Here is a 14,445-nt window from a genome sequence, read left to right as displayed (position 1 = left end):
TTAAAATTTCTTCACCTTAATTTCCGTGTTCTTCTTTTTGAATTCAAAAGTCAAGGTTTTTGGAAGCGATTCGTTCTCAAGATTAACCTTTTGCGAAGCATTTAAATAATCGTACTTATTGTTTTGAATATAAATTTCGAAAGCACCATTATCTAAATAAAATTCGAATGTATCGTTTTGATCTACTACCGTACTTATAACTTGGCCATTACTATCTTTAGCATAAACTACAACACCCCGCACCGAGGTGGCTAGCTTATCGTATTGCTGTATAACTTCAACTAATTTTCCAACTACTTTATTCTTTTTCACCAAACCAACTTTCAATTTAATATTGCTATCTACAATAATAATTGGGTCGGCAGCCATTCGTAAGCCAGCAGATTCATTAACTCTTAAAGTATATTTTCCTTTAGGTACATTAGAAAAGCGAACTTTACCTTTTGAATCTGTTATAGCTACAAAACCATCTAATTGAACTGTTTCGCTTGCTAAAGGGACTTCATCTGAATCTAAAACTCCATTAAAATTTTTATCGTGAAATAATTGTAAGTTAATATTATGATTGCCTATAGCAGTCGCTTTTATAAAATATTTTTTAATACCTACTCTCAACTGATAATTATCTCCCCTAAACCCAGAATTCATTGTTGAATTATATTGGGTGTAATTAACATAGCTTGTTGCAGACCAACTTCTTGAGAATTTATATTCTACAGTTCCATTGATTGTTTTATTTGTGTTGCTGTAAAGTTCGGAAAAATTAATTCCTGCCGCAATTGCGCCTGTCAAGGTATTGTTTATAGTCTGAAAATTGTAGGAAGCGTAACCACTATAATTGATAAAATTCTCGCTGTTTGCTTCAAAATTATTTAAGTCTGTTATAGTACTAGGATTAATTTGGGCAGAACCATTAAGTGAAAAGCTTCCATATCTATATGAAAGATTAGCTTTTAAGCTATGAAACCATTGATTGTTTAAGGGAGTAGAATATGAATATTCCGATGAAAGATTAATCCCGTGTCCACGAAAGGTTGTTCCAACACTAGTGTGAAAACGATATGAAAGTAATGCGTGAGCAAACAAATTACTTGTACTTTTTTGTTTCTCTATTTGTGGCGAGATTGTAAAATTCCAGTTGGAAAGTGCAAATTGAGTTCCTGTTTTTACAGATTGTGTGCTATAAAAATAATACGGATAATACCTTGGGTTAATACTATATTCAGATTCTTGATAACTTAAATATTCTGGCTGCGATTGGGTATTTTGATATTGTAAAAACAAGCGTCCAAAATTAGCAACTCTATATCCTAGATTCTGTGTGAAGTTTAAAGAACCCCGATTGAATCCCGCATAATTTCTACTACCTACGTCGTTTAAAGAATTAAATTCCCAATTACCAAATTTGGTTTGATAATTTATACTAGCTCTTACTCCTATATTTTCGTCATTATTTATTAGACCTTTTTCATGACTTAGCCCCGTTTCTACTCTAAAGTTATGAATTGAATCTAATGCAAATGAACTAGCAAAGTTTGCAACCTGAGTATCTATCTCTAATCGCGGATTATGGGCAAAAACATAAGAAACTTTGCCGTTAAAACCTTTTGTACTTCCAAAGCTGTATTTAGCCCCGGCTAATTTTGAACCCTCATTCTCGGGAAAATAAGTACCGTATAAATTATAATTATTCTCTAATGCAAAACCTTCCACAGATTTATTTTCTCCGAAGTTGGTATTAATCAACACCCCTCTTCCCGACACAGAGTAATCGTAATCATTCGCATTAACATTACCTATTCGGTACAAAGAATTTTTTTTCTCCAACTCAAACCAAGTATCGTTAATATTGTATTGGTTTTCAGAAAGATAATAATCTGCTGCTAAATTGAAAGTTGCTTGCGTATCGCTGCCTAATGCAAATGTGGAGTTCGCTTTTAACTGTGAATATTGAAGTCCACTACTTTGTTCATTATAGCCTAATTCAACAAAATTTTTACCCATTTCCGCTCCCGGTCCCCGTGTTAACTGGCGATTGTTAGATAAGATGATTAATTTTAAATAGGTATTCCCTACTTTTTCATTGTCAATTAAATCTGTAGCTCTTACATTAATATTATAATCGGGATAAAAATTACCTTGAGGTCGTAATGCTACTTGAAATTCAACCAATCTTTTTTCTTGTCCTTCTAAGGAAAGTATAATTTCTCTAGGTTTTATTATCAAACCATCTGGCTCCGCTTGAAAAGTAAGTTTTATTGAGCGCTGAGAAAACCCTCTATTCTCAACATATAATGATAGTGTTGATTCTGTTTGCGAAGGATCAATATAGTTTTCGCGTGTGAAGGAATATAATGCGATATGTTTCTCTTCATTTCTATCTATAAAAAACGAAGCCTCTAAATTTTCTGTTTTACCTTCAGTCGTGCAAGACAGTTGATAGTTTATTTTTTGCGATTTTATTTTCATAAAATCTGTATTAACTAAAAATTTGATAGGCAATCTTTTTTGCTCACCACTTGATAGTATATAAGTACCTTTTGGAGAAAGAAGCAATCCTGGATAGATTTCTTTTGGCGCTATATTTTCAATAGTTATTTCTTTATTGCTATTATTTTTTAGAACAATAAAATTGATAAAACTGTTTCCCTGTTTAACCGAAAGAGAATCTGATTCAAAATAGAAATCTAGTTTGTTTACTTGCTGTCCGTAACTATTGAAAACACCAAGAAGCGCAAGCACCAAAAGTGGCATTGTATTTTTTAATGTAGGTAACGTTATGCGGATTGGGAATATCAATTTATTAATTTAAAACTCGAAGTCTTTCTCTCCGACTCGCAGGTCGTTAATACCGGCCATTTTTACAATAGTAACTCCAAGATAATTACCTGACAGGCCTTCGGGCAATTGAAATTTTACAACTTGTTTAGCGCCAGGAAGCATGGAGATATTAATTGGCTCCAATTTAATTTCCTCGCCCGTATTAGTATTTGTAAACTCCAGTTCTACAGTAGCATCATTTATTAGATTGCCATCATTTAAAATACCAATAGCCACTTTTTGAAGATTCGTTTTGTCATCAGTTTCATCTTCAAAATTCACAATGTCTAAGCTCTGTTTTTCATTGCCTTCTGGCGTATGATAAACGTGTATACCAAATTCAAATAAAGTAATAATACCAATACCCGTTTGCTGAGCGGCTTTATCTTGTTGCTTACCAATTTGAGTAAAGAATAGCATGCTATTTGTAACTACCGAAGTTGAACCGTTTTTAGGTATCTCCATAGTAACTACAACATCCTTGGTCATCTTTGCAGGAATACTTATAGATGATTCTGACGTAGAGATCCAAAATGCATTTGAGTTTTCTATACTTCCAGCGTTAAAATAAATTTTATTACCATTCTCTTCTCTTTTCCAATCCTTGGTATTTATATTAAATACGTATTCAGCATCAGAACTATTGCTAATAGTAATGGTTTGACTTACAACTGCTCCAGGCTCACCAGTAAAAAAAAGTCTTGTTGGCGACATTGATATACCTTGACCAAACGCAGAAAGACCGAAGCAAGTAGAAACTATTAATACTAGAAAATAAAGCCAGGAGGTATGCATATTAGGTTGTATGGGTTTAGAATTAAAAAAGATTCCCAAAATTACGTTAAAAAAGTAACTTAGGGAATCTTTAAGAGTTAAAACCGAAGTTTATAGAGCAGTTGCAGTATAAATTACATCTTGTGTATATGCAGCAGCTGGTTTTCCTAAGATATCTGTTGATGATGATTTAGCTGCAGGAATTTTGTAGTTTAAATCAAGTGTCAATGCGCTACCTAATGTTGCATCTGTTATTATGGCTTGGTCAGTAGTTGATAGGTTGATTGGAGTTGGAGTTCCACCCATAGTTCCACCTGCTATAGCAGAGATAGTTAAAACATCTACTGGAATGTTATTTGATCCATCTGTAAAGTTTTCTCCAGCAGCTTTTACAGAAATCGTAAAGTTTTTATTTGAAGTTACTGTAATGTTATCAACTACATCGTAATCTTGATCAGAGTTGTAGTCTTCAGCAGATGTATAACTGAAGCTAACGTTGGTAGCTGCAGTTTCAAGTGAAAGAACATCTTGTAATGTAATGTTTACAGTAGTAGTTTGTGCTTGTGCGTTGTTAGTTCCGAAAAAGAATGCTCCAAGAGCTAGTGTAGAAATAATTAGTAGGTTTTTCATAATATAGGGATTTAGGAGTTTTTTGTTAAATGTCAGTTACTTTGTTTTGACACTACAAAGATAGAACGCATTGCAAGTTTTGTTTGTAGTAGAAATTGTAAGTGCGTGTAGTAAAATATCTACAAGGGGTGTAATAACGAAGTTTTTAATTTGAAAAGGATTTCCAAGATTACAGAAACTGTAACCAAGGAAATCCCTAAATTCTAGTTTGATGTTTTTATATTATAGAGCAGTTGCAGTATAAATTACATCTTGTGTATATGCAGCAGCTGGTTTTCCTAAGATATCTGTTGATGATGATTTAGCTGCAGGAATTTTGTAGTTTAAATCAAGTGTCAATGCGCTACCTAATGTTGCATCTGTTATTATGGCTTGGTCAGTAGTTGATAGGTTGATTGGAGTTGGAGTTCCACCCATAGTTCCACCTGCTATAGCAGAGATAGTTAAAACATCTACTGGAATGTTATTTGATCCATCTGTAAAGTTGGTTCCAGCAGCTTTTACAGAAATCGTAAAGTTTTTATTTGACGTTACTGTAATGTTATCAACTACATCGTAATCTTGATCAGAGTTGTAGTCTTCAGCAGATGTATAACTGAAGCTAACGTTGGTAGCTGCAGTTTCAAGTGAAAGAACATCTTGTAATGTAATGTTTACAGTAGTAGTTTGTGCTTGTGCGTTGTTAGTTCCGAAAAAGAATGCTCCAAGAGCTAGTGTAGAAATAATTAGTAGGTTTTTCATAATATAGGGATTTAGGGGTTTTTTGTTAAATGTCAGTTACTTTGTTTTGACACTACAAAGATAGAACGCATTGCAAGTTTTGTTTGTAGTAGAAATTGTAAGTGCGTGTAGTAAAATATCTACAAGGGGTAGATAAGCAGGGTTGCCGCGAATTCACATTAATATATAATAGCGAATCTACGTTTGGCTTATTGCAAACGCAGACTATATATAAGGAGTGAAAATGTATGCAGATATTCTGGCTGCATTTATATTGCAGCGAACAGATTCAAACACAAGTTTAGTTTGAATGCCTAAATGTAAAGGAAAAGAGATTTGTGTTGTTAAATAGTATTAGAAAACAGAAGCTGTTTTTCTAGCGAATAAATAATATGATACTAGATGGCAGTAACACTATATGTAACCTTCTGCGTATAAGTACCGGCAGGTTTTCCCAACATATCTGTAGAAGACGATTTTGCCTGAGGAATTATATAATCTAAATCAAGATTTAATCTACTTCCTCTGTCTGCACCACTAATTAAAATCTGATCTTGAGTGGAAAGTACTATAGGAGCAGAGATTCCTGTTAGTTGTGAGCTTTCGTTTCTTTTAATAGTTAATACATCTACAGGAATAGAATTAGAGCCATTTTCAAAATTTTCACCATTCGCCTTTACCTTCAAGTTGAAAGGCTTAGTGAAAGTAATAATTAAGCTATTGGGGATAGTAGTTGTTTTTTCGGAATTGTAATCGTTTACATTTTCATAATGAAAATCGACCGTTCCACCGTCGGCAGCACTTCCTTGCTCTATTGAAATTACATCTGCCAATATAAGATTTACTGTGGTAGTTGTTTTTTGAGCCCACGCAGTGTTAATTCCAAATAAAAAGAATAGTAAAGTTATAGCTGAGATAGTCACTATTCTTTTATTCGACGATGATAAAGAGTGTGCTTTCATTTTTAGATGGTGTTAAAATGGTAGCCAAATATAATTAAAAGATTGTACTTTAACTAATATATTTACCTTTAAACTGATATTTGGCCTTTTTAAATAATTCTTCGATTCTATTGCGAGATTTTGAAATGATTTTATTTTCTAATAGATAACATCCTTTATGCCTACCGCTTAGGGTGTTATGGTTTCGAGTTTACATTTAAATATTCAAATTCATTGAAACATTAATTCGAATCCAATAGAATAGTTATATTTTTGACCTTCCTAAATCTAGAAAATAAAATGCCCCGAATACTGCTTGCCTTCCTCATTATTATTTCAGTTTCCTGTTCCAACAAGCGTGATTATAAAAATAGTTCGCGCGGCACTGGTTGGAGTATGATTGGTCGTACCGGTGGTTCGGCAAGTAATTACAATAAAGATTCCAAAGAACAGCAAACAGGTCCCGGTTTGGTTTTTATAGAAGGAGGAACTTACACAATGGGGCGAGTACAAGATGATCCAGTTCGCGATTGGAACAATGCTTCCAACCAGCAGCATGTAATGTCGTTTTATATGGACGAATCTGAAGTTACAAATGTTATGTATTTGGAATATCTAGATTGGTTAAAGCGGGTTTTCCCTCCTGATGTGGAAAATTATAAAAACATACTCAAAAGCGCAGTGCCAGATACGTTGGTTTGGCGAAACTCCTTAGGGTTTAACGAGTCTATGGTAAATAATTACTTACGCCACCCCGCATTTTCAGAATACCCAGTTGTGGGTGTAAGTTGGCTTCAGGCGGTTAATTTCAGTAAATGGAGAACAGATAGAGTAAACGAAAAATTACTGGAAGAAGTAGATTTTACCGCACGTAACACTCGGTATAATGTAACTGGAGATGAGCTATTTTCTACTCAAACTTATATTCAGGCGCCAACATTAACCTATGGTGGAAAGGATTCTATTTTAAGTGGTGGGAAACGTTCCAGTAAATTACTGGAATATAGAAACGACAGTAGCGTGATTGGAGCTAAAAACATCAATTTATATTTACAACGTAGTGATGGGGTTTTTCTTCCCGATTATCGATTACCTACAGAATCTGAGTGGGAATACGCCGCTTTAGGCCTTAACGATATTAGAGAATACAACTCACATAAAGGGCGGAAAAAATATCCGTGGACCGGACAATATACCAGATCGGGAAAACGGCAAGTGCGTGGCGATCAATTGGCAAACTTTAAACAATCAAGTGGCGACTATGGCGGTATAGCTGGATGGAGCGATGACAATGCAGATATAACTGCTCAGGTGAAAAGTTATCCACCAAATGATTATGGTCTTTACGATATGGCTGGAAATGTGGCAGAATGGGTTGCAGATGTTTACAGGCCGATAGTTGCAGATGAGTATAATGACTTTAATTACTACCGTGGAAACGTCTATACTAAAGATTCCAGAAATGAAGATGGTACTTTTAATGTAGTTACAGCCAGTAGTATTATTTACGATACATTACCCACTGGTAAACTAGTGCCGCGCCAACTTCCGGGCGAATTAGTGCAAGTACCCGTTGATGAAACGGAAACCTATCTTCGAATGAATTTTGATACTAGTGACAATCGAAATTACTTGGATGGCGATCAAAGATCTAAACGGAACTTAGCTCAAAACACTCCAGACAATCAATCTATGTATAATGCTCCGGTTCAAGTAGCGAGTATTGATAGCGCAGGTATTGTACAACGTCAATACGATAAAACCGGCAATAGAACTACATTAGTAAATGATGAAGTTCGTGTTTATAAAGGCGGTTCATGGCGCGATCGCGAATATTGGTTAGATCCAGCACAAAGACGCTATTTACCACAATATATGTCTAGAGATTTTATTGGTTTTAGGTGCGCTATGTCTAGAGTTGGTTCAAAAACTATCGCGAAAAAGAAGCCTCGAGGGTAGGCAGTTAAAAAACGAATACTTATTTAGTCGAAATTGTTTTTTCTGATTACCGCATTTATTATATTCACGTCCCAATTTAAAACCAATGATTTTAAAAACTATAAAAAATCGCAGAGCGGTTTTCCCGGCACAATACAATAATGAACCAATCGCTAAAGAAGAAGTATTAACAATACTTGAAGCTGCAAATTGGGCACCAACCCACAAGCGCACCGAACCTTGGCGTTTCAAAATTTTCCACGGAACATCGCAAGTTGCTCTCGGGAAATTTATTGCAGAAACCTATAAGCAAACTACAGAAAACTTTTCAGAATTTACATATAGTAAATTCATGGATAATCCAGTAAAAGCGGGTTGTGTAATAGCAATTTGTATGCAGCGAGATCCTAAAGAAAGTTTGCCAGAGTGGGAAGAAATTGCCGCTACAGCAATGGCTGTTCAAAACATGTGGCTTGCCGCACACGACATGGGTATTGGCGCATATTGGGCTTCTCCAGGAATCGTAAAGTATATGGATAAATTTATTCAAATGGAAGATGGAGAGCGATGTTTAGGATTCTTCTATTTAGGTAAATATGATGGAGAACTTCCGGAAGCAACGCGAAAAAGTACTATTGAAGAGAAAACTGTTTGGGTATAGAAAATAACTTAAAACCAAAACACAAATTTTAAACCTGACAGGTATCCAAAACCAGTCAGGTTTTTTTTAGTGATAAAATTTAACAACTAAGAAATTAGTTTGAACTAAATAATTAGTTATATTTGTTTTCATACATTTAATATTTGAGTTTAAATTTTAATAAAAATGAAACAACTAACAAAAGCAGAAGAAGACATTATGCAAATCCTTTGGGATTTGGAAGAGGCAAACGTTGCGTCTATTATTGAAAAGTTGCCACAGCCTAAACCTGCGTATAACACAGTCTCTACTATTGTTAGAATACTTGAAAGCAAGAATTTTGTCGATTATAGAAAGGAAGGAAGAGGGCATGTATATTTTCCAAAAATAAAAAAGACCGAATACAGTAACCAATCTTTAAATAAACTGATGGACGGCTATTTTCAAGGCTCGTTTAAAAGTATGGTTTCCTTTTTTATGAAGAAAAATGACGTCAGTATTCAAGAAATGGAAATTATTATGAAAGAAATTAACTCTGAAAAAGTTGAAAAATGATACACACATTATTTCAAATACTCGTTTTTCAAATACTGTTTTTGGCGGTGTACGACCTATTTCTAAAAAATGAAACATTTTTCGGACTGAACAGAATTTATCTATTACTAACGCCAATTTTAGGTTGCATTTTACCATTCATCAGTATCGATATTATAGAAGAGAGCATCCCGCAAGCCTATATTTTTCAGTTGCCAGCTGTAGTAATTGGCGGTAATTCTTCAGAAACCATTACTAATGGAACAATCTCTTGGTTACCGAGTTTATTATATGTTTGGCTATTCGGAATTTTTATTAGCTCGCTATTTTTCTTGTGGAAACTTTACAAAATTACAAAGTTAAAATTGTCCGGAACTACGGAATATAGTGACGGGTTTAAACTGAAAATTCTTCCCAACACCGATGCTGCCTTTTCGTTTTTCAATACTATATTTTTAGGTGAAAACATTTCCCAAGCAAATAAAACCAACATTGTTGCCCACGAAAAAATACACATTGAGCAAAGACATTCTTTAGACTTACTTTTTTTTGAAATGCTCCGCATCGTTTTTTGGTTCAATCCGTTGGTTTATTTGTTACAAAACCGAATGGAAACGCTACACGAATTTATAGCTGACGCAAAAGTTACTGTTCAGAAAAACAAAAAAGAATATTATCAAAATCTGCTTTCTGAAGTATTTCAAACTGAAAAAATATCATTCATCAATAAATTTTTCAATCAATCATTAATCAAAAAACGAATTAGTATGTTACAAAAATCTAAATCACAAAAAACCGCACAACTAAAGTATTTACTATTGGTGCCAGCAATCTGCGCAATGTTATTTTACACCGCATGTAGTAACGACCCAAAGGCTGAAGAAACACAAACCGTTTCACAGTCCGATTCTGAAGTAATGACCAAAATCAACGAATTGGCAGAAGCTATTATGAAAAAAGGCGATATGACTCCGGAGGAGGAAAAAGCCCTAAAATTTTTAACGACCGAAGCGCAACCCGGAGATAAGGTTTATACTTCTGTGCAGGAATATTTGGACGAAACCAAAGGAGAGGGAGATCTGTCCATGGCTTTTTCCGAAATAGAAAAAGCACCAACTTATCCAGGTTGTACAGGCGATAATGAAACGTTGAAGAAGTGTTTCTCAGAACGTATTAGCAGTTTTGTAGGAGAAAATTTCAACACCAACCTAGGCGAGGATCTAGGTCTTATTGGTAAACAACGAATTGTTGTCCAATTTAAAATTGACAAATTAGGACACCTTGTTAAGGCAACAGCAAAAGCTGCAAAACCCGAACTTGAAGCCGAAGCCCTTCGTGTTTTAAGTTTACTACCACAAATGCAGCCCGGCGAGCAGAAAGGCCAGAAAGTTGGCGTGCGGTATTCGTTGCCTATTATTTTTGAAATAAGGGAATAGTGTAAAATAAAAGTACTTTATTAGACTGAAGCTAATGTTTCAATAAAAGGAAAAACATTTGGGGTATTTCAAACCAAGTACGGTTTATTACTTCTTGAAAGTATAAAAATAAAAAAAGGGTAGATTTTCATCTACCCTTTTTCCATTAATAAATATTTCAATTTACATTCTTAATAGTCTTAAGTCGAATATTTCACCATCACTGGCAATTACCTTTAAAACATATAAGCCACTATTTAAATTAGATACATCTAATTGAAGGTCGTTTGTAGGAGCCGTTGTTAATGTATTCAACAAAATACCATATAGATTATAAACACCTACAGTTACCATATCAGCATCAGATGTTATATCAACGTATGATACTGCTGGGTTTGGAGACATGATGAAATAACTATAATTACCTTTACTACCTTTTTTGTAGTGGTTTTCATTTTTATCATCACAACTGTGTTTACCATCGTGTTTTGAACAAACGCAATCTGGATCTGAAGGATCCATCGGGTCAGGGTCAATTGGGTCTGGTGGGTTTGTAGATTCTACTGGAGTGTAATTAAATTCCTGAACAATACTCATACTTCCAGATCCTTTAAACGTTGCAGTATAGGCGCGAAAACCATCTGCTTCATTTACATCTGTCAATGTACCATTGTACTGAATATTGTTGGGATCTTCAATAGCATCATCCATATCGTTCGAATAAACCATTAAAGGCTTTAAACTAATGGTCTCGTCGAATGCATTTAATTCACTTTCTGTAAAATACATAGTAACATCATAAGTTGCATCTGCATTAGCAGTTGTAATGCTGAAAGCTTTTGATGGCCTAGCGGTATTTATGTTAGAAAAAATTCTGAAACTAGTGCCTTGATCAATTATAGACATTGTTACACATCCTAAATCGTCTGAAGCGTTTTCTATTTTCGCAATTAGCGAATTATCTACACTACTCATAAAGTATATTGTGTTTCCAAGATATACTTGTGTAGTAGCTGTTTTACCAACTTGAGTTGCAATTCCAGCTGGAATTGCAGACACTTTTACATTGTCTATGGCAAAACTAAACGCAGAACCTGCATTTGTATCATTAAACCATCTCCAAGCTAAGAAAAATGCTTTTCCATTTAAAGCGTTTATTGTAGCGCTGTAAGTTCCGTTAGCTTTAATAATCCCTGCGGGACCATCACCAACAAACTGTTGCATAGAAACATAGTTAGCACCATCTAGCGTATACATAAATTCGCCGTAGTCAAAAATGGTACCTTCAACTGCATCTTTTTCACCACCAACTTCCCAGTCAAAAGAGACTGTAATATCACTAGCTGCTCCAGCATTAATCATTGGAGATCTAAATATGGTATTAGTTGTAGAATTTGTGTCGTAAATAGGAAGTTCAGTAATGCCATCGCTTACGTATGCTTTACCTTCGGCATCTAAAATTCCGTTTGCTTTCCAAACATTGTTTCCGTCAGATAAATCAATAGTAGACCAACCTGTTGGCAAACCATCTACATCGAAGGTTTCAGTAGCCATTAAATCAAAAGGCTCTGTTCCTGTTCTTGGAGCAAAATCATTATCTGAAATTGAATATGTTTGTTTGTGAAATTCACCATTAAAGATGTAAGATAAAACAATCGTTTCTACATCTTCTACTATAGCGTCATCATGAACAATTACTTGAATTGTTTGAATTTCTGATCCAGAAAAAGTTAATGATGTTGATGAAAGATCAAAATCTTGTCCTAAAGTAGCAGTACTCCCAGAAGTACTTAAAGAAATAGTTGCAGACGGATTAACTTCAACTCCTGTGAAAAACACTGGAAAAGAATTAGAATCATCACAACCATTAATGCTATTACTTTCAGAGAAAATCTGAACATTGCTTTCGTTAAAGCTAATTGTATTTGGATCGCCTACAGTATAAGCGTCTCCAATGTCAACAGCATGCCAAGCATTGGTGGTTTGAATTTCTTCATTAGACCCTGGTCCGTATAAAACTTGAGCGGCTAAAATTGAAGCTGCACGCATTTCAATAAACTTTGCATTAGGTGAAAGCATAGTTTCGCCCATGTATGCAATTTGCGAAGCTTTATTAAATCCTAAACCTTGCACATTGTATTGGTTACCAGCATCTGAAACCTGATCGTCAGCAGAAGCCTTTTCAAAACCAGCTGAAAAAGATTGTCCACTTCCAGTTACCAATAAATAGTACCATTTGTTTAAAACGCCACTATTGGTATGAACACCACATTGGTCATTCGCTAAAGTAGGAGTTCCGCACTCTGGTTCTACCCAGTTTGCTCCACCATATGAATCTGGATCGCCAGCTGCTTTTGGATCATCCATCCATCTTAACGCTCTAGATCCGGCCTCTCCCGGCTGTAATCCACCATCGCGCTCGTCAATTTGTTCTCCAATTCCCCATGGGTCATAGTTTAAAGAACTATCAATATCTGAAAGAACATACGCCTCAACAGAAGCTCCCCAAATATCTGAAAAGCCTTCATTCATAGCGCCAGATTCTCTTTGGTAAACTAAGTCTGCAGTAAATTCACATACTCCGTGTCCAATTTCATGTGCACAAACATCCATAGATGTCAATGGCGCAAAAGATCCATCTGGCTTTTGACCACCTTGATAACTTCCATCACCATAAGTCATGGCAGTACCATTCCAAAAGGCGTTGTCATAAGCATCACCGTAGTGTACATAATTGGTAACCTTAGTACCTAAATCATCATAACTTGATCTGTTGTGTACATTTTTCCAATAATCCATTACAACCTCTGCACCCCAGTGGGCATCAAGGGCAACATCATCATTATGAGCTTCATTATGACCAACAGCTGGAATACCATTTATTGGTACAACAGGCGCATACGGCAAAGAGAAATCATCTTTTCTGTGTTCAGCAGCAGTCCAATTGTTATCTGCTGTTTCTGGATGTAATATGTCTCCATCTCCGTCAGCGATTGGCACTGCTAAGCCAGAAATAGGGGCGCTAATTGGTAGCCCACCAATTCCTTCATAGGATACTGTTTCATTTTCAATACCTGAAGGAGTAACTCCTTTCAACACCCAATTGCCGTTGGCATCCATCGAGGTGTCAAAATTTCTAGTACCAGCATAACGGGTTTCTCCACTAGCAGCTACAAGCGGCATTGGTCCATATATGGCTGGTTTTATTTCCTTTTTGATATCTTCTTTACTATGATTGCCATCTACATGTTTTATGATAGCATCTAATAATAATATCTGACCCGAAACTGCATCTATATAAATATCTGCGCGAGACAAAGGCTCTGCGGCATAAATATTAAATTTATAGGCAAGGGTAAGGTCTACTTCATTTGTTAAGTAATTGTCAACAAATACAAGTTCACCATTAGGAAATACCTCATTGTAAGCAGCGGTAATCTCTGGAGAAGTACCTAAGCTTTGGATATAATCCCAAGCATAAAGTGTCGCGCCTACATGGTTCAATACCATTTGTAAAGCAGCACTTTCAGACATCGATGGGTTGGCGTTAATACTTGGTGATAAGCTATAATACTCCGCAGTAAGAGCTTGAACAATGTTATTCTTTGAAATAGACTTGAATACTCCGTGTTCTACTTTTATTAAGTTGGTATATTGCTGAAATTTATTTACTTGTAAACCATTGGTAGTAGTGGTTGCCTCTACAACAAACGTAGTTTCAGATCCAGTTCCTAAATTGGAGCTAAGAAAATCTGATACTTCATTTATTGATAAAGTATTTCCAGAACTATTTAATGTAATTAGCGAAGGGGTTCCCCGAGTGGAGTCCATTGTAAAGTTAGTTACTCTGGAGTCTTGGGATAAATTCGACGAAATATCCTGACTGGAGGTTTGTGCATTTAAAACTAATATTGCTTGTAAACAAAATACTGTTACAAGAAGAATTTTCTTTTGTATTATTTTTAACATTTTTAGGGGATATAAAAAATTAGTAAAAATTAGTGTTAAGAAAGGTTTGTTTGTATAGGCCTAG

Annotated in this window: 10 protein-coding genes; 4 read left to right on the top strand and 6 right to left on the bottom strand. The window is 35.3% G+C overall.

Going from position 1 to position 14,445, the window contains the following annotated elements; genetic code table 11:
- The 5 genes from AC3RVF_RS12025 to AC3RVF_RS12005 all read right to left on the bottom strand — a co-directional run bounded on the left by AC3RVF_RS12025 (position 1) and on the right by AC3RVF_RS12005 (position 5,906).
- Positions 1 to 2,799, bottom strand: coding sequence for a hypothetical protein (locus AC3RVF_RS12025; protein WP_489693458.1), 2,799 nt, complete (start codon positions 2,797 to 2,799; stop codon positions 1 to 3).
- 9 nt (positions 2,800 to 2,808) lie between these two features.
- Positions 2,809 to 3,615 (bottom strand): motile sperm domain-containing protein, encoded by an 807-nt coding sequence (locus tag AC3RVF_RS12020; RefSeq protein ID WP_489692251.1) that lies wholly within the window; start codon positions 3,613 to 3,615, stop codon positions 2,809 to 2,811.
- Between the two features lie 90 nt (positions 3,616 to 3,705).
- On the bottom strand, positions 3,706 to 4,224 hold the full coding sequence (locus AC3RVF_RS12015; RefSeq protein WP_489693457.1) for a peptidoglycan-binding protein LysM: 519 nt from the start codon (positions 4,222 to 4,224) through the stop codon (positions 3,706 to 3,708).
- 222 nt (positions 4,225 to 4,446) lie between these two features.
- A complete protein-coding gene (locus AC3RVF_RS12010; protein WP_489693456.1) occupies positions 4,447 to 4,965 on the bottom strand; it encodes a peptidoglycan-binding protein LysM in 519 nt (172 codons plus the stop codon).
- Positions 4,966 to 5,342: 377 nt separating this feature from the next.
- Positions 5,343 to 5,906: a peptidoglycan-binding protein LysM gene (locus AC3RVF_RS12005; RefSeq protein ID WP_489692238.1), complete on the bottom strand. Its 564-nt coding sequence runs from the start codon at positions 5,904 to 5,906 to the stop codon at positions 5,343 to 5,345.
- A gap of 279 nt (positions 5,907 to 6,185) precedes the next feature.
- Between AC3RVF_RS12005 and gldJ the strand changes: the two genes are divergently transcribed.
- From gldJ to AC3RVF_RS11985, 4 genes are all read left to right on the top strand, one after another.
- The gene (gene gldJ, locus AC3RVF_RS12000; RefSeq protein ID WP_489693455.1) at positions 6,186 to 7,844 is read left to right on the top strand and encodes a gliding motility lipoprotein GldJ; all 1,659 of its coding nucleotides are present in this window, start codon (positions 6,186 to 6,188) and stop codon (positions 7,842 to 7,844) included.
- An 85-nt stretch (positions 7,845 to 7,929) separates the two neighbouring features.
- Positions 7,930 to 8,484 (top strand): nitroreductase family protein, encoded by a 555-nt coding sequence (locus tag AC3RVF_RS11995; protein WP_489692236.1) that lies wholly within the window; start codon positions 7,930 to 7,932, stop codon positions 8,482 to 8,484.
- 165 nt (positions 8,485 to 8,649) lie between these two features.
- Complete coding sequence (locus AC3RVF_RS11990; RefSeq protein WP_489692235.1) at positions 8,650 to 9,018, top strand: BlaI/MecI/CopY family transcriptional regulator; 369 nt, start codon at positions 8,650 to 8,652, stop codon at positions 9,016 to 9,018.
- Positions 9,015 to 10,433: a M56 family metallopeptidase gene (locus AC3RVF_RS11985; RefSeq protein WP_489693454.1), complete on the top strand. Its 1,419-nt coding sequence runs from the start codon at positions 9,015 to 9,017 to the stop codon at positions 10,431 to 10,433. Before AC3RVF_RS11990 ends, AC3RVF_RS11985 begins: the two co-directional genes overlap by 4 nt.
- Positions 10,434 to 10,595: 162 nt before the next feature.
- Here the strand turns inward: AC3RVF_RS11985 and AC3RVF_RS11980 are convergent, their stop codons facing one another.
- Positions 10,596 to 14,381: a M4 family metallopeptidase gene (locus AC3RVF_RS11980; protein ID WP_489693453.1), complete on the bottom strand. Its 3,786-nt coding sequence runs from the start codon at positions 14,379 to 14,381 to the stop codon at positions 10,596 to 10,598.
- Positions 14,382 to 14,445: the final 64 nt, after the last annotated feature.

It is taken from the genome of Aequorivita sp. IT1183, from assembly GCF_058068265.1.
Note: the sequence above shows the minus strand (reverse complement) of the source record. Positions and strands in the feature narration are given on the sequence as shown.